The organism is Roseomonas sp. HF4, from assembly GCF_005222755.1.
Taxonomy (GTDB): Bacteria; Pseudomonadota; Alphaproteobacteria; order Acetobacterales; family Acetobacteraceae; genus Neoroseomonas.
The window spans coordinates 180,574-196,829 of the sequence record NZ_STGD01000004.1; the positions used below are offsets into that span (position 1 = coordinate 180,574).

18 protein-coding genes are annotated in these 16,256 nt (G+C 73.4%); 14 read left to right on the forward strand and 4 right to left on the reverse strand.

Translation table 11 applies throughout. The features are described from left to right. Position 1: 1 nt before the first annotated feature. The 9 genes from E8M80_RS08255 (at position 2) to E8M80_RS08295 (ending at position 7,895) form a co-directional block, all read left to right on the forward strand. Complete coding sequence (locus E8M80_RS08255) at positions 2-742, forward strand: OmpH family outer membrane protein (RefSeq protein ID WP_137125199.1); 741 nt, start codon at positions 2-4, stop codon at positions 740-742. 3 nt (positions 743-745) lie between these two features. Beyond that, entirely contained in the window at positions 746-1,789 is a 1,044-nt protein-coding gene (lpxD, locus tag E8M80_RS08260; protein WP_137125200.1) for a UDP-3-O-(3-hydroxymyristoyl)glucosamine N-acyltransferase, read from the forward strand. Next, entirely contained in the window at positions 1,786-2,262 is a 477-nt protein-coding gene (gene fabZ / locus E8M80_RS08265) for a 3-hydroxyacyl-ACP dehydratase FabZ (RefSeq protein WP_137125201.1), read from the forward strand. The genes lpxD and fabZ overlap by 4 nt, the downstream gene beginning before the upstream one ends. A gap of 2 nt (positions 2,263-2,264) precedes the next feature. Beyond that, complete coding sequence (gene lpxA / locus E8M80_RS08270; protein WP_137125202.1) at positions 2,265-3,086, forward strand: acyl-ACP--UDP-N-acetylglucosamine O-acyltransferase; 822 nt, start codon at positions 2,265-2,267, stop codon at positions 3,084-3,086. An 11-nt stretch (positions 3,087-3,097) separates the two neighbouring features. Next, on the forward strand, positions 3,098-3,943 hold the full coding sequence (locus tag E8M80_RS08275) for an LpxI family protein (RefSeq protein ID WP_170979279.1): 846 nt from the start codon (positions 3,098-3,100) through the stop codon (positions 3,941-3,943). Continuing rightward, positions 3,940-4,335 carry a lactoylglutathione lyase gene (gene gloA, locus E8M80_RS08280; RefSeq protein ID WP_137125204.1) on the forward strand — a complete coding sequence of 132 codons (396 nt, stop codon included), beginning with the start codon at positions 3,940-3,942 and terminating at the stop codon, positions 4,333-4,335. Before E8M80_RS08275 ends, gloA begins: the two co-directional genes overlap by 4 nt. Before the next feature lie 70 nt (positions 4,336-4,405). After that, a complete protein-coding gene (locus tag E8M80_RS08285; RefSeq protein ID WP_137125205.1) occupies positions 4,406-5,533 on the forward strand; it encodes a glycosyltransferase family 2 protein in 1,128 nt (375 codons plus the stop codon). A gap of 110 nt (positions 5,534-5,643) precedes the next feature. Continuing rightward, positions 5,644-7,032, forward strand: coding sequence for a YcjX family protein (locus tag E8M80_RS08290; protein ID WP_137125206.1), 1,389 nt, complete (start codon positions 5,644-5,646; stop codon positions 7,030-7,032). After that, entirely contained in the window at positions 7,029-7,895 is an 867-nt protein-coding gene (locus E8M80_RS08295; RefSeq protein ID WP_170979280.1) for a DUF697 domain-containing protein, read from the forward strand. The genes E8M80_RS08290 and E8M80_RS08295 overlap by 4 nt, the downstream gene beginning before the upstream one ends. Before the next feature lie 185 nt (positions 7,896-8,080). Here E8M80_RS08295 and E8M80_RS08300 read toward each other — a convergent pair whose 3' ends face one another. Together E8M80_RS08300 and E8M80_RS08305 are read right to left on the reverse strand one after the other, a co-directional pair. After that, a complete protein-coding gene (locus E8M80_RS08300) occupies positions 8,081-9,058 on the reverse strand; it encodes a tripartite tricarboxylate transporter substrate binding protein (RefSeq protein ID WP_137125208.1) in 978 nt (325 codons plus the stop codon). Between the two features lie 27 nt (positions 9,059-9,085). Beyond that, positions 9,086-9,475: a flagellar FliJ family protein gene (locus E8M80_RS08305; RefSeq protein ID WP_137125209.1), complete on the reverse strand. Its 390-nt coding sequence runs from the start codon at positions 9,473-9,475 to the stop codon at positions 9,086-9,088. 237 nt (positions 9,476-9,712) lie between these two features. Between E8M80_RS08305 and E8M80_RS08310 the strand changes: the two genes are divergently transcribed. Genes E8M80_RS08310 through E8M80_RS08320 form a run of 3 tightly spaced genes read left to right on the forward strand, consistent with a single transcriptional unit; the run spans position 9,713 to position 12,529 of the window. Continuing rightward, positions 9,713-10,750, forward strand: coding sequence for a Gfo/Idh/MocA family protein (locus E8M80_RS08310; protein WP_137125210.1), 1,038 nt, complete (start codon positions 9,713-9,715; stop codon positions 10,748-10,750). Beyond that, a complete protein-coding gene (locus E8M80_RS08315; protein WP_137125211.1) occupies positions 10,735-11,418 on the forward strand; it encodes a GntR family transcriptional regulator in 684 nt (227 codons plus the stop codon). The genes E8M80_RS08310 and E8M80_RS08315 overlap by 16 nt, the downstream gene beginning before the upstream one ends. Before the next feature lie 19 nt (positions 11,419-11,437). Then, positions 11,438-12,529: an isocitrate/isopropylmalate dehydrogenase family protein gene (locus E8M80_RS08320; protein ID WP_137125212.1), complete on the forward strand. Its 1,092-nt coding sequence runs from the start codon at positions 11,438-11,440 to the stop codon at positions 12,527-12,529. Positions 12,530-12,536: 7 nt separating this feature from the next. Here E8M80_RS08320 and E8M80_RS08325 read toward each other — a convergent pair whose 3' ends face one another. After that, positions 12,537-13,013 (reverse strand): hypothetical protein, encoded by a 477-nt coding sequence (locus tag E8M80_RS08325; RefSeq protein ID WP_137125213.1) that lies wholly within the window; start codon positions 13,011-13,013, stop codon positions 12,537-12,539. A gap of 7 nt (positions 13,014-13,020) precedes the next feature. After that, entirely contained in the window at positions 13,021-13,827 is an 807-nt protein-coding gene (locus E8M80_RS08330; protein ID WP_137125214.1) for an SDR family oxidoreductase, read from the reverse strand. A gap of 115 nt (positions 13,828-13,942) precedes the next feature. Here E8M80_RS08330 and E8M80_RS08335 point away from each other — a divergent pair, with 115 nt between their 5' ends. Beyond that, on the forward strand, positions 13,943-15,190 hold the full coding sequence (locus E8M80_RS08335; protein WP_137125215.1) for a flavin-dependent oxidoreductase: 1,248 nt from the start codon (positions 13,943-13,945) through the stop codon (positions 15,188-15,190). After that, the gene (locus E8M80_RS08340) at positions 15,187-16,209 is read left to right on the forward strand and encodes an amidohydrolase (RefSeq protein ID WP_137125216.1); all 1,023 of its coding nucleotides are present in this window, start codon (positions 15,187-15,189) and stop codon (positions 16,207-16,209) included. The genes E8M80_RS08335 and E8M80_RS08340 overlap by 4 nt, the downstream gene beginning before the upstream one ends. Positions 16,210-16,256 lie beyond the last annotated feature (47 nt).

Below are 16,256 nucleotides of genomic sequence, written 5' to 3' on the forward strand. Positions count from 1 at the left end.
CATGGCCCGTTACCTGACAGTCGCTCTTGCTTGCGCGTTCCTCGCCTTTCCGGCCGCCGCACAGCAGCAGCAGCAGTGGTTCGTGCCCGGCCAGCAGCAGCAGCAGCAGCGCCCCGCCCAGGCACAGCAGCGCCCGGCCCAGGCGCCGGCGCAGCAGCCTGTGCAGGCGCCGCCGGCCCTGCCGCAGGGCGTGCCGCCGCCGGCCGCCGTGATCGGCATCGTCGACGTGCCCGAGATCCAGCGCGTCTCGACCGCCTTCACCCAGGTGCGCGAGGAGATCGAGCGCCGCCGCGCCCGCCTGAACGACGACCTGCAGCGCGAGCAGCAGCGCTGGCGCGACGAGCAGCAGCGCCTGGCCGCCGAGCGCGGAGGCCTCGCCCCCGAGGCGCTCCGCACGCGTGAACGCGAACTGCAGGACCGCATCACCGACAGCCAGCGCACGCTGCGCGACCGCGCCCAGGACATCGAGCGCGTCGCGCAGACCTCGCTGCGCGAGATCGAGCAGGCGCTCGGCGTCATCATCCGCCAGGTGGCGGCGAGCCGCAGCGTCAACCTCGTGCTGCCGCGCCCGCTCGTGATCTTCAACGAGCCGCCCTTCGACCTGACCGCCGAGGTCGCCGCCCAGCTGAACCGGATGCTGCCCCGCGTGGCGGTGCCGGACGAGGTCGGGGCGACACCCGCGCCCGCACCTGCACCCGCCGCGCCGCGCCAGGGCGCGCAGCGTCCGCAGCAGCGGAACTGAGTGATGGGCGCGGATCCGCGCTTCTTCCCGGCGCGCGGACCGCACCGCCTCGCCGAGATCGCCGAGGCCGCGGGCGCGCGCCTTGCCGGCAATCCGGCGCGCCTGATGGCCGGTGTCGCGCCGCTCGCGCTCGCGGGGCCGGATGATGTCGCCTACTGCGAGGGTCGCCGCCACGCCGCCGCGCTGGCGGTGACGCGCGCCGGCGCGGTTCTGGTCGCCGCCGATGCGGAAGCGACCGTGCCCGAAGGCTGCATCGCGCTGGTCTGCGAGGCGCCGCAATTGGCGTTCGCGCGCGTCGCCGCGCTGTTCCACCCGCGTCCGGCCCCGGTCGCCGGCATCCACCCGACCGCCTTCGTCGAGCCCGACGCCACGATCGGGGAGGGGACCGAGATCGGGCCCTTCGCGCTGGTCGGCGCGGGGGCCGAGATCGGTCCCGGCTGCATCATCGGCCCGCATGCGGTTGTGGGCGCGGGATGCGTGCTCGGCGCGGGGTCCATCCTGCGCGCGCATGCCAGCCTGCTGCATTGCGTGGCCGGCGCCAGTGTCGTGCTGCACGAAGGGGCCCGCGTCGGCAACGAGGGCTTCGGCTTCGTCACCACGCCGAAGGGCGAGCATGTGACCGTGCCGCAACTCGGCCGCGTGATCCTGGGCGACGGCGTCGAGATCGGCGCCAATTCCTGCGTCGACCGAGGCGCGGGCGGCGACACCGTGCTCGGGCCGGGGACGCGCCTCGACAACCTCGTGCAGGTCGCACACAACGTCCGTACCGGGCGGGGCTGCGTGATCGTGGCGCAGGTGGGTATCGCGGGCTCGGCCGAACTCGGCGACTACGTGGTGGTGGCGGCGCAGGCCGGCATCATCGGGCACATCACGCTGGGCGACCGCGCGCGGGTCGGCGCGCAGGCGGGCGTGATGAACAGCGTGCCGGCGGGCACCGACGTGGTCGGCAGCCCGGCCTGGCCGGCGCGCGAGACATTGAAGGCCTTCGCCTGGCTGCGGCGCAACGCGGCGGGCAAGACGGACGCAAAGGCGGGCGGGACGCCATGAGCAACGAAGCACTGCCCGAAGGGACGGGCGAGGTCGGAACCCTCGAGATCGCGCAGATCATGCACGCGATCCCGCACCGCTACCCGTTCCTGCTGGTGGACCGTGTGGTGGAGCTCGTGAAGAACGAGTCCTGCATCGGCATCAAGAACGTCACGATCAACGAGAACTTCTTCCAGGGCCATTTCCCGAGCATGCCGGTGATGCCCGGCGTGCTCATCATCGAGTGCATGGCCCAGACCGCAGCCGTCCTGGTGGTCACGACGCTCGGCCCCGACTGGGCCGGCAAGCTCGTGTACTTCATGACCGTGGACCAGGCGAAGTTCCGCAAGCCCGTGGTGCCCGGCGACCAGATGCGCGTGCACGTGAAGAAGGAACGCCAGCGTGGCAACATCTGGAAGTTCAGCGCCGAGGCGAAGGTGGACGGCAAGGTGGTGGCGGAAGCCACCTACGCCGCGATGATCCTGGACAGGTGAGCATGGCCGACATCCATCCGACCGCGGCGGTCGCACCCGGCGCGGTCATCGGCGAAGGCTGCCGGGTCGGTCCCGCCTGCGTCGTCGGCCCCGAGGTGGTGCTCGAGGCCGGCGTCGACCTGCTCTCCCACGTCGTGGTCGACGGGCGGACGCGGCTCGGCGCCGGCGTGAAGGTCTATCCCTTCGCGACCATCGGCATGGCGCCGCAGGACCTCAAGTACAAGGGCGAGCCCACGGGCTGCGAGATCGGCGCGCGCACCCTGGTGCGGGAACACGCCACCATCCATCGCGGCAGCGTGGGCGGCGACGGGATGACGCGCGTCGGTGCCGACTGCATGATCATGGCGGTCGCCCATGTCGCACATGACTGCGTGCTGGACGACCGCGTCATCCTCGCCAACAACGTCATGCTCGGCGGCCACGTCCGGATCGGGGACACGGTTTTCGTCGGTGGCGGCACCGCCATCCACCAGTTCGTGCGCATCGGCCGCCAGGCCGTGATCGGCGGCATGAGCGGCGTCGAGGCCGACGTCATTCCCTACGGGTCCGCCATGGGCAACCGGGCGCGGATGATCGGGCTGAACCTGATCGGCCTGAAGCGCCGCGGCTTCACCCGACCGCAGATCCACGCGCTGCGCGGCGCCTTCCGGCTGCTGTTCAAGGAACCCGGCGTGTTCAGCGACCGCCTGGCCGACGCCGAGGCGCGCTGGCCCGACGACGCGCTGGTCGCCGAGATCGTCGCCTTCATCAAGGCGGAGTCGCGGCGCGGCCTCTGCAAGGCGGGCCGCGACCTGGATGCGGGCGATGAGGACGACGCGGCCTGACCGGCGCCGCCATGGCTGACCCGCTCGGCGTGATTGCGGGCGGCGGCCTGCTGCCGGTGCGCGTGGCCGAGGCGGTGGCCGCCTCCGGCCGGCCGGTGGTGGTCGCGGTGCTGCAGGACCATGGCGATCCGCGCGCCTATCCGCGCTTTCCCCATGCCGCCTTCCGCTGGGGCCTGGCGGCGCAGATGCTGGCCTGGCTGAAGGGGCACGGGGTGCGGCAGATCGTCCTTGCCGGCACGGTCGCGCGGCCCTCGATCCTGTCGCTGCGGCCGGACGCGGCGGGGATGAAGCTGCTCGCGCGCGTGGGCAAGGCCGCCTTCGCCGGCGACGATTCCATCCTGCGCGCGGTGATGAAGGTGCTGGCCGAGGACGGCTTCGAGGTGATCGGCGCGCAGCAGGTGCTGGGTGGGTTGCTGCCGCCCGCGGCGCTGCTGGCCGGGCCGGCGCTGGATGACCTCGCGCGCGCGGACATCCAGCGCGGGCTCGCGGTCTGCCGGGCGCTCGGTGCCGTGGATGTCGGGCAGGGCTGCGTCGTGCAGCAGGGCCTCGTGCTGGCGGCCGAGGCCATCGAGGGGACGGATGCGATGCTTGCCAGGGCCGGCGCGCTCCGGCGCGAGGGTCCGGGCGGCGTGCTGGTCAAGGCGCTGAAGCCCGGCCAGACCCCGCTCGCGGACCTGCCGACCATCGGCCCCCGCACGGTGGATGCGGCATGCGCCGCGGGGCTGCGCGGCTTGGCCTTCGAGGCCGGCGGCACCATCCTCCTCGAGCGTGACGCCACCATCGCGCGGGCCGCCGCGGCAGGGTTGTTCCTGCTCGCGTTCGACCCCGCGGAATTCACGGAAGGACAAGGACGATGACCGAAGGCCGCTTCCTGCACACCATGATCCGCGTGGGCAACCTCGAGCGCAGCGTGAAGTTCTACACCGGCCTGCTCGGCATGAAGGAACTGCGCCGCCGCGACGTGCCCGACGGCAAGTACACGCTCTGCTTCCTCGGCTACGGCGAAGGCAACAAGGACGGCCAGGGCGAGATCGAGCTCACCTACAACTACGGCGTTGAGACGTACGACCTCGGCAACGCGTTCGGCCACCTGGCCGTGGGCGTGCCCGACGTGGCCGCGGCCTGCCAGGCGGTGCGCAACGGCGGCGGCAAGGTGACGCGCGAGGCGGGGCCGGTGAAGTTCGGCACCACCATCATCGCCTTCGTGGAAGATCCGGACGGCTACAAGATCGAACTGATCCAGCGCTAGGCTGCGAAGGGGCGACGCACGGCGTCCGTCCGGAACGCCGTGCGTCGCCCCATCCCGGGGGCGCAGGGACATGGCCAGCATCGCCGCCGTCGTCATGGTGCGGGACGAGGAGGACGTCCTTCCGGGCTTCCTCTCACACGCCCTGGCCCTGTTCGACATGGTCCTGGTGGTGGAGCACCTGTCGCGCGACGCGACGCCCGCCATCCTGGACGGCGCCGAGGCCGCGGGCCATCCGGTCTCGATCTGGCGGATGACCTGTCCCAGCCACTGGCAATCTGCCGTCATGACCGCCCTGACGCAGGAGGCCTTCCGGCGTGGCGCCGACTGGGTCTTCCCGCTCGACGCCGACGAGTTCCTCGACGTCGCGGGGCCGCGGGAGCTTCGCGAAGGCCTCGCGGCGCAGGCGAGCCCGCTTCTCAGCCTGCGGTGGCGCCATGCGATGCCGCTGGCCGATCCCTTCGCGCCATCGGCGCGCTGGATCGCCAATCCGACGCCGGCACGGCCGGGCCTCGGAAAAATCGCCATCCATCGCAGGATCGCCGATGCCCTGCCCGGCTTCCGCCTTGGCGCCGGCAACCATCACTTGGTCGGCACGGCCTTCGCGAAGCCGACCTCGGGTGCGCATTTCGGGGTGCTCTGGCACCTGCCGGCGCGCAGCCGCGCGCAATTCCTCGGAAAGCTCGCCCGCGACCTCGGGTCCCATGTCGCGACCGACGGGCGCCCCATTCCCGACCTGTCGCTGGCCCTTCAGGTCAAGCAGCGGATGTTCGCGCGCCTGCAGGAGGCACCCGAGGACACCGCCATGCTCCAGCGCATCGCGCTCCGGTACTGGGAGCAGGGCGCGGCCTGCCTCGACGACAGGGAGCCCTGGCCCGATTCCGTGCCGGTGACCCCGCGCCTCGCGATGCTCGACGCCGCGATTCCTCGCGGATGGCTGCAGCCGCTGCTGGAGCCCTCGGGCGACGTGCCGCCCGGCACGCGGCTCGTTCGCGCGCGCCTGACCCCGGAGGGTGGCGTCGCGATCACGCCCGCGCCCTCGGCGGCGCAGGCTGGCGACAGGGCGGAGGAATGGCTGCAGCGATATTTCACGCCGGGCTTCCGTCTCGCGCGGTTCCTGGCGAAGCGGCGCGTCATGGCGGGCATGAAGGCGGCGCGGTCCGGCGCCGGCCTGTCCGCGGCCGGCACGCGGCCGAGGTGAGGCCCCGGCCACCCTCCGGCGAGATGCGTGGCGGATGGACGGCGATGCCGCTCGGATGCGACGCTCAGCCATGACCACCTGCGACCTGCACCGCGCCTGATCCACGCCGCATGGATCCGTTCTCCCTGCTTCGCGGCGTCCTCGACACCGCCGAGGATGCCGCCCGCGCCCTGGTGGGGCGCGAACGCATCCGCCTGGCCGTCACGGGCCTGTCGCGCGCCGGCAAGACGGTCTTCCTCACCTCCCTGGTCGCGAACCTGCTGGCGGCCGGCCGCGGTGCGCGCACGCTGCCGCTGCTGAGCGACGCCGCCGGCGGGCGTATCCGCCGCGTCTTCGTGGTGCCCGCGGGCACCGAGACGGTGCCGCGCTTTGACCCCGACGCGCATCTCGGCGCGCTGGCCGCCGAGCCGCCGCGCTGGCCCGAACGCACCGAGGATTTCTCGACGCTCTCGATCGCGATCGACGTCGAGCGCCGCACCTCGCTCGGCGGCCTGCTGCCGGAGCGCCGCCTCACCCTCGACCTGATCGACTATCCCGGCGAATGGCTGCTCGACCTGCCGATGCTGCGCCAGGACTACGCCGCCTGGTCGGAGGAGACGCTGGCACGGCTGAAGCGCGGCATCCGCGCGGGCCCGGCGGCCGAGTTCCTCCGCTTCGTCGAAGCCCTGCCTTCCGAGGCGGCGGCCGAGGATGCGCTCGCGCGGCGCGGCTACACGCTCTACCGCGATGCGCTCCGCGCCTGCCGCGACACGCACGGCTTGCGTCTGCTCCAGCCCGGCCGCTTCCTGAACCCCGGGCCGCGCGGGGAAGCGCCGCTGCTCTGGTTCTTCCCGCTGCCGGCCACCGCCCGTGGCGGCCTCGCCGCGCTCTGCGCGCGCCGCCACGCGGCCTATCTCGACGACCAGCGCAGCACCTTCCTCGACCCGTTCTTCTCCCGCTTCCAGCGCCAGGTCGTGCTGGTCGACGTGCTGGGCGCGCTGCATGCGGGGGAGGAAGCCTTCCACGACACCGGCGATGCGCTGTCGGCCATCGCTTCGGTCGTCTCGGGCGCGGGCTGGCTCGAACGGATGCTGGGCGCCGCGCCGACGCGCGTTGCCTTCGCCGCCACCAAGGCGGACCACGTGCCGTCCCGCGCGCGTGACGCGCTCGCCGCGCTTGTCGAGCACATCGCGCTCGGCGCCCGCGGACGGGCGGCGCAATCGGGTGCCGCCGTCTCCTGCCACGCCGTCGCCGCCATCCGCTGCACCGAGGATACGGTCACGCGGCTCGAGGGTCATTCCGTCGCCGCCGTGCGCGGCGTGCTTTTGCAGGACGGGCGCGGCGCCACCATCTATCCGGGCGAGGTGCCGATGAAGCCGCCCGAACCCGCCTTCTGGGATGCCGGCCTGTTCACCATGCCGGAATTCCGCCCGCCCCGCCTCGACCCCGCGGGCAGCAGCGGCATGCCGCATCTTGGCCTCGACGCGCTACTCGCCTGGCTGATCGGGGATGCGCTGTGACCGCCCCGGCCCCGCGCATCATCCGCGATGATGGCGCGAGCCCCGCGCCGCGGCTCGATTTCGGCTGGGAGAAGTCGGTCGCGCCGGTGGCGCCGCCGGGCGCGGGCGGCTGGTCGTCGCTCGCGCTGGCCGTGGCGGGGGTCGCGCTGCTGCTGTTCGGCTTCTCGGTGCTGGAGGCCGCGAATTTCGTGGCCGCGCAATTCGCGCGCACGGCCGCGCTTGGCTGGCTGACGCTCGCGGTTGCCGTCGCCGGCTTCGGGCTGCTTGGCCTTGCGACATGGCGGGAGGCGCGGGGCTACTTCTCCCTGCGCTCGGTCGACCGCGCCCGCGCCGCGGCGGCGCGCGGGGATGCGGCGGCGTTCCGGGCGGAGCTCGCGGCCTGGCAGGCGGCCCTGCCGCCGGGACGCGCACGCCCGGGCGACCTTGCCGACCTTTCCGTCGAGGGCATCGCCGCGCTGGTCGAGGCCAGGACGCTCGTGCCGATCGCCCAGGACGCGGCGGCGCTCGGCCGCGCGGCGGCGCTGCAGGCCTTCGCGGTGACGGCCGTCAGCCCATCGCCGGCGCTCGACGCGCTGGTCTTCGCCTGGCGGGGCGTGCGGCTGGTGCGCCAGGTGGCAGCGCTGCATGGGTTCCGGCCGGGCATCGCGGGCACCGCTTCCCTCCTGCGGCGGGTCGCGCTGGATGCGGCGATGGTGGCGGCGACCGATGTCGCGGTGGATGCGGCGGTCCGCGCGCTGCTCAGTTCCAGGATTGCGGAGCACGTGGCGGGCGAAGCCGCGGCCGGGGCGGTCGCGGCGCGGCGGATGGTGCTGCTGGCGCGCGCGGCGGACGAGGCCTGCCGGGTGCTGCCGCGACGGGGGTGACAAGGTCGGCGGAGGGGAACCTCCCCCGATCCGGGACGCCACGACGTTGCTGCGCAACGCCGCGGAGACCCCAAGCCCTACCTTCTCTGACACCTGGCGCCATGCATCCGGAGGTCGGTCCCAGGTGCCAGAGAAGGTTGTGGGGGGTCCGGGGGGAGAAGTTCCCTTCTCCCCCCGGCCTTCCATCATAGCGTGACGTTCGCGGCCCGCGCCACTTCCCGCCACTTCGCGATCTCGCTGCTGATGAAGGCGGCGTATTGCTCCGGCGTGGTCGGGTCCGCGACGGCGCCCATCTCCTCGATCCGCCGCACCATGGCCGGGTCGCGCAGGATCGCGCCGACATCGGCGCTGATGCGCGTGATGATGGCGGGCGGCGTCGCGGCCGGGGCGACCAGCCCGGACCAGCCCACCGCCTCGAAGCCGGGAAAGAGCGTCTCGGCGATCGTGGGCACCTCCGGCAGGGCGGAGATGCGCGCGCGCGTCGTCACCGCCAATGCCTTCGCGCGGCCCGACCGGATATGCGGCAGCGCGGACGCCACCGAATCCATCATGAGCGCGACATTGCCCGCGATCAGGTCCGTGACGCCCGGCCCCGAGCCCCGGTAGTGCACGATGTTGAGCCGGAGCCCGGTGCGCAGCATCAGGAGTTCCGTCGCCATGTGCTGCGACGTCGCCGGCCCGGCCGAGGCGCAGTCGAGCGCGCCGGGGCGCGCCCGCGCCGCCGCGGCGAAGCCCGCCGCGTCCGAGAAGGGCTGCGCCGGATGCGCGATCAGCACCAGCGGCGCGATGAAGATGTTGGAGATCGGCGCGAAGTCGCGCTCCGCGTCATAGGGCAGCCGCGCCACGACTGAAGGGTTCACGCCGAGCGTGCCCGAGGTTCCCGTGATCAGCGTGTAGCCGTCCGGCGTCGAGCGCGCGCCGGCCTCGAGCGCCGGCGCGCCGGCGCCGCCCGCGCGGTTCTCGACCACGACGCGGTGCGGCCAGCGCTTCGAGAGTTCCTCGGCGACCAGGCGCGTGAAGATGTCCGCCGCCTGGCCCGGCGGGAAGGGGACGATGATGCGCACGGGGCGCGTCGGCCAGTCGCCCTGCGCGCGGGCGTGTGCCGCGAACAGGGGCAGCGATGCCGCGCCGAGCAGGGCGCGGCGACGAAAGCCATGATGCATGTCGTGATCCTCCCAAGTGCGCCGATGCTATCCGCTTGGACGGGCATCCTCCAGCCTCGCCTGTTCGCGCCGCGTTGCCGTGCGTCGATGGATCGCGGCGCGCCGCTCACGCAGCAGGTCGAGCACCTTCTCCGCCCGCCGGGCCGCGGCCAGGGCGCCGCGCTCGGCCTCGAGTGCTGCCTCGGCGTGGGCGAGGGCGGCCGCCTCCGCATGCCGCGCCGCCAGTCCGCGGGCGAGGAAGGCGCCGTAGGTCGGCGCCACCGCATCGGGCGTCTCGGCGCGGAGCGCGGCTTCCGCCTCGGCGGCCGCCGCACGCTGGCGTGCCAGCGCCTCCGCGGCCTCGGCCATCCGGCGCCGGGCGGCCTCCACCTCGATCCGTCGCAGCCTGGCCAGCATCGGCAGCGGGTCGTGCGGCACGCGGGGATCCTCCGTCGCCGCATGTTTCAGGAGGCGGCGTGGCCGGAGTCTGCCGCGCCGATCCTTGCCGCATCCTGAAGGTGCCCCCCGACCCCGGGTAGGCCGGATCAGGGGCGGCACCTGATCCCGAGGCGCTGGGCGGCCGGCAGGTATCGCAGACGGCCCGTCGCGCCCCGCGCGGGCGGAGGCCCTTGCGCGCAACAACGCATGCATTAAAGTATCCGTATGGGGTCCCGCATGGCGCGCCTCGCTTCCCCGGTCCGCGTCGCCGTGCTCGGCGCAGGCTATTTCGCGGCGCTGCACCACGAGGCCTGGTCGCGGCTGCCGGAGGCGCGGCTCGTTGGCATCGCCGACCTCGACCCGGCGAAGGCCGCCGCGGCCGCTGCCCCGCATGGCGCCGCGGCCTTCGACGCGCTGGCGCCCATGCTGGCCGCAACGGCGCCCGACCTGCTCGACATCGCGGCCCCGCCGCCGGCCCATGCCGCGGCGATCCGTGTCGCCATCGCCGCCGGCATCCGTGCCGTGATCTGCCAGAAGCCCTTCTGCCGCGACCTCGAGGAAGCCGAGGCGGTGACCGCTGAGGCCGAGGCCGCCGGCACCCTCCTGGTCGTGCACGAGAATTTCCGGTTCCAGCCCTGGCACCGCGCCGCCCGCGCCGAGATCGCCGCCGGACGGCTGGGGGAGGTGTATGGCGCGACCTTCCGCCTCCGCCCGGGGGATGGCCAGGGGCCCGACGCTTATCTTGCGCGGCAGCCCTATTTCCGGCGCATGCCGCGCTTCCTGCTCCATGAGACCGGCATCCATCTGATCGACCTGATGCGCTTCCTGCTCGGCCCCATCGACGCCGTATTCGCGGATCTGCGCCGCATCAACCCGGCCATCGCGGGGGAGGATGCGGGGATGCTGTTGGCACGCCACGCATCCGGCGCGCGCTCGCTGTTCGACGGCAACCGCTGCGCCGATCACGCTTCCGCCGACCGCCGCCTGACCATGGGCGAGATGTGGATCGACGGCGCCGAGGCGTCGCTCCGCCTCGACGGGGAAGGGCACCTGTTCCGCCGCGCCCGCGGCGCGACCGCCGAGGCCCCGGTGCCCTTCGCCTGGCAGCGCCGCGGCTTCGGCGGGGACTGCGTGCTGCTGCTGCAGGCCCATGTCCTCGACCACCTGCTCGGCCGCGGGCCGGTCGAGAACGCGGCGCGCGACTACCTGCCGAACCTCCGGATCGAGACCGCCGCCTATCGCTCGGCCGAGGCCGGCGCATGGCAGTCCCCGTGAGCGCCGCGCGCGGCGAGACCGCGGCCGCCCGCGCCTTCCGCGAGATCCGCGCCCGCATCCTCTCGGGCGCGCTGCCGGCCGGCGCCCTGGTGCTGGAGGGCGAGATGGCCGTGGCCCTCGGCCTCTCGCGCACCCCGGTGCGCGAGGCGATGGTCCGCCTGGCCGACGAGGGGCTGGTGCACCTGCGCCCGCGGCACGGGATGCAGGTGAAGCCGCTTTCGGCCGATGACATGCGCGAGATCTACGACGTGCTGACCGAACTCGAAGCCGCCGCCGCGCGGCGCTGCGCCGAACGCGGCCTCGACGCCGCCACGCTGGCGTCGCTTGAATCCGCGGTCGCCGCCATGGACGCGGCGCTCGCCCGCGACGACCTCGATGCCTGGGCCGATGCCGATGCCGATTTCCACCGCCGGCTGACCGAGGCCTCCGGCAATGCGATGCTGGCCGCGGTCGTCGCCTCCTTCGCCGACAGGGCCCATCGCTGGCGGATGGCGACGCTGCGGTTGCGCCCGCGCCCCGATGCGTCGAACGACGACCACCGGGCTGTCGTCGCCGCGATCCGTGCGCGCGACCCGGCCCGCGCCGAGGCCATCCATCGCGCCCACCGGGCTGGCGCCGGCGAGATGCTCGCGCGCCTGCTCGAACGCCTCGCCTTCGCGGGCGACTGAACCCACAGGAACGACAACCATGCCGCTGCCCTCCAACACCCTTCGCATCGCCGTCATGCCTGGCGACGGCATCGGCACCGAGGTGACCGCTGCCACCCTCGCCGTCCTCGAGCCGCTGGCGCGGCGGCACGGCATCGGCCTTGCCATGGAGGAACTCCGCGCCGGCGCCTTCTGCTACCGCGACACCGGCACGGCGATGAGCGAGGAAACCTTCGCGAAGGCTGCGGGCGCCGACGCGATCCTGCTGGGCGCCATGGGCTGGCCCGAGATCCGCACCGCGGACGGCACCGAGATCGCGCCGCAGCTCGACCTTCGCTTCCGCCTCGACCTCTATGCCGGCGTCCGGCCGTTCCGCGCGCTGCCGGGCGTGCCCGTGGCGCTGGCCGACCCGCGTGCGCGGGGGATCGACCTCGTGATCGTGCGCGAGAGCACCGAGGGCCTGTTCTTCTCCCGCGACCGCGGCACCGTGACGCACGACATGGCGGAGGAGACGCTGCGCATCACGCGCCGCACGACCGAGCGCCTCGCGCGCTTCTCCTTCGGCCTTGCGCGGCGGCGGGCCGAGCGTCGGGGCAAGCCCGGCACCGTGACGCTAGTGGACAAGGCCAATGTCTTCCGCGCCTTCGCCTTCATGCGCGGCATCTTTGCCGAGGTCGCACCGGAATTCCCCGACGTCGCGCACGGCGCGCACTACGTGGATGCGATGGCGCTCGACCTGGTGCGCCATCCCTGGGCCTTCGACGTGCTGCCGACCGAGAACATGTTCGGCGACATCCTCTCCGACCTCGGTGCCGGGCTGGTGGGCGGCATGGGCTTCGCACCCTCGGCCGACATCGGCGACACGCATGCGGTGTTCCAGCCCGCGCACGGCACCGCGCCCGACATCGCGGGCAAGGGGCTCGCGAACCCGACGGCCACGATCCTCTCGGCAGCGATGATGCTGGACTGGCTGGCCGGGAAGGGCGCGGGTCAGGCCTATGCCGATGCGGCGGCGGAACTCGACGCCGCGGTGGATGCGGCCTTCGCGAACGGCCTGCGCACCCCGGACATCGGCGGCAAGGACGGCACGGCGGCGGCGGCACGGGCAGTGGCGGAGCGGATCGGGGGCTAGCGACGCCTCACGGCTGCAACGGGGTGAGGTGCGGGCCCCGCACCCCGTCGTCCAGGGCGCGCAGCACCTCGGGGAACAGGTCGACGAGCTCGGTTGCGACATCCTCCGCCGGACGCAGCGGGGCGCGGCCGAGCAGCCGCTGCAGGAGCGGCCGGTCCTGCCGGAACCAGGCGCCCGGCCCCATGCCACGGCCCGGCTGCAGGCGGCCGGAGCCTGGGAGCCAGCCGGCGAAGACCTCCTCGGGCGGGAAGCGCCGGCCCTCGATCGTGAAGCCTTCGGCCGGGCAGGCACCGTAGTCGAGGACGAAGCGCGGGCGACCGTATTTCTCCCACTGGATCTCGAGGATCTGCACCTGCACGCCGACGGTCCGGCGGAAGGTCAGCGTGGCGGGCATCCGGCGCCGGTCGGGGCGGAAGCCCGCGGCCCCGGCCACCGGCACGAAGGCGGCGGCCACGGCGCGGCGCAGGTCCGTGGTCCGCCCCATCGCGCGATCAGCTCTTGCCCTGCAGCCAGACCGCGTCCGCCGCGAGTTCCGGCCAGCCGATCGGGCGCATGGCCGCCTCGGCCTCCGGCGCCGCTGCGTCCCACCGCCCGGCCGTGATGCGCCGCCCGGTGGTGCCCCGGGCGGCCTCCGACAGCAGCCACGCCAGCGGCGGGCCCATCACCGCCGGCCGCAGCATCTGCTCGCGCGGCCAGGTCGCACCGGCGCCGATGAAGGGCGTATCTGTCGGCCCGCCGGGGATCAGCACGTTCACCGTGATGCCGGTCCCCGCGAGCTCCTCCGCCCAGACCGCCGAGGCCGCTTCCAGCGCCGCCTTGGTGGACCCGTAGGGCAGCACGCGGAGCATGGTGCGGAAGGAGGTGGTGTTGTTCACCACGCGCCCCCAACCGGCCGCGCGCATCATCGGCAGAGCTTCCCGCACCAGCAGCATCGGTGCGCGGACGTTGATGGCGAAGAAGCGGTCCCAGGTGGCGGCGTCGAGTTCCTCGATGGAAGGCAGGCGGGTCTCCGCGTCAGGACGGAGGCTCGACACGCCGATGCCGGCATTGTTCACCACCGCGTCCACGCGGCCGAAGCGCGCGACGGCGGCAGCGACGCCCTCCCGGCAGCCCTCCTCGCTTCCGACGTCGGCCAGGATCGGCTGCAGCGCCGCGCCGGGATGCGCTGCGGCCAGCGCGTCGAGCGCCGCGCGGTCCCGGTCCAGGGCAGCGACGGCATGCCCCGCCGACAGCGTCGCTTCCACCATGGCCTTGCCGATGCCGCCCGCGGCGCCGGTGATCAGGACGATGCGCCCCATGCCCCTTGTTCCTCCCGAAATCGGCCCCAGCCTGGATCAGCGGCGGCGAATGGGCCAGGGCTGACCTGCCGCGGCCCCGAGGCTATTGTCCGCCGCGAAACGAAAGAGGCCAGTCATGCGCGTACTCATCGCCGGTGGCGGAATCGGGGGACTGACCCTCGCGCTGTCGCTCCACCAGGCCGGGATCGATTGCGCGGTCTTCGAGCAGGCGCCGGAGATCCGCCCGCTCGGCGTCGGCATCAACGTGCTGCCGCATGCGATGCGCGAACTGACCGAACTCGGCCTGCAGGAGCGGGTCGCCGCGGCCGGGATCGTCACCCAGGAACTCGCCTACGCCAACCGCTTCGGCCAGATGATCTGGTCCGAGCCGCGCGGTCGCCACGCCGGCTATGCCTGGCCGCAGGTCTCGATCCACCGCGGCCGGCTGCACATGGTGCTGCTGGAGGCGGCGCGGGAGCGCCTGGGCGATGCGCGCATACACCTCGGCGCGCAGCTCGAAGGCTTCGACCAGGACGATCGCGGCGTGACCGCGCGCTTCGCGAACCGCGCGACGGCGCGCGGCGACGTGCTGGTCGCGGCCGACGGCATCCACTCCATGGCGCGCGGCCATTTCTACCCGGATGAAGGGCCGCCGCTCTGGGACGGCGCGATCCTGTGGCGCGCGACCAGCATCGCCGATCCCTTCCTGACCGGCGCGACCATGGTCGGTGCCGGCAACCGCGACGTGAAGTTCGTCGTCTACCCCATCGCCGATCTGCCGGACGGCAGGAAGCTGACCAACTGGATCGCCGAGATCCGCGTGGACCCGAACCAGGCGTGGAAGCGGGAGGACTGGAACCGCCCCGGCCGGATCGAGGATTTCATCGGCACCTTCGATTCCTGGCGCTTCGACTGGCTCGACATCCCGGCGCTGATCCGCTCGGCCGAGGCGGTCTACGAATTCCCGATGGTCGACCGCAACCCGCTGCCGCGCTGGACGCATGGGCGCGTGACGCTGCTGGGCGACGCGGCGCATCCGCTCTATCCGATCGGCTCGAACGGCGCGTCGCAGGGCATCCTCGACGCGCGCACGCTGGCGCTCAAGCTCGCGACCGTGGCCGATCCCGCCGCCGCGCTCGAGGCCTATGAGGCGGTGCGCCGGCCGGCCACCGCCGCATTGCTGGAGGCGACGCGCGGCGACGGGCCGGACGTGGTGCTCGACATGGCGGAGGCCCGCGCGCCCGAAGGCTTCACCGATATCGAGGCGATCTTCCCGATGGCCGAACGCGCCGAGGTCGCCGCGCACTACAAGCGCCTGGCGGGCTTCGAGCCCGCGACGCTGAACGCGCGCCCCAGCCTCTCGCCGCCACGGAGGGCCGCATGAGCACGCACTACCTTTCCATCCGCCCCGACTGGCTCGCCGCGCGGCGGGAGGAGATCCTCGACCCCGGCCAGCGCATCGTCGACCCGCATCATCACCTCTGGGACCGGCCGGGCTGGCGCTACCTGCTCGACGATATCCTTGCCGACATCCGCACCGGCCACGACGTGCGAGCGACCGTGCTTGTGCAGGCCCGCGCCTTCCATCGCGCCGACGGCCCGGAGGAATTGCGCCCGGTGGGCGAGACGCAGTTCGCCGCCGGCATCGCCGCGATGTGCGAGAGCGGCGCCTATGGCGATGTCCGCGTCTGCCAGGGCATCGTGGGCTTCGCGGACCTGACGCGCGGCGCCGCGGCCGGGGCGGTGCTGGATGCGCACATCGCCGCGGGCAATGGCCGCTTCCGCGGCATCCGGCACATCGCGACCTGGGACCCCGACCCGGAGATGCTGAACCCGGCCTATACGCCGGCCGAGGACATGCTCGACAGCCCGGGGTTCCGCGCCGGCATCGCTGAGCTGGGGAAGCGTGGCCTGTCCTTCGATTCCTGGATGTACTTCCACCAGATCCCGAAGCTCGCCGCCCTGGCGCGCGCCGTCCCGGCCGTGCCGATGGTGCTGAACCATTGCGGCGGCATCCTCGGCATCGGGCGCTACGCCGGGCGGCGCGACGAGGTCTTCGCGCAATGGTCGGACAACATGGCCGAGCTCGCGGCCTGCCCCAACGTGATGGTGAAGTGCGGCGGCCTCGGGATGCGCCTTCCGGGCCTCGGGCTCGACGAGGCGCCCGTCGCGCCGTCCTCGGAGATGCTGGCGGCGGCGTGGCGCCCCTGGATGGAGCGCTGCATCGAGCTGTTCGGCACGGGCCGCTGCATGTTCGAGAGCAACTTCCCCGTGGACAAGGGCGGCTATGGCTACGCCGCCGGCTGGAACGCCTTCAAGCGCCTCGCGGCGGGCGCGAGCGCGGAGGAGAAGGCGGACCTGTTCTGGCGGTCGGCGACGCGCTTCTACCGGCTGGAGGGGTAGGGCCGGGGGGAGAAGAGAACTTCTCCCCCCATGGGTCGCGCTGTCGT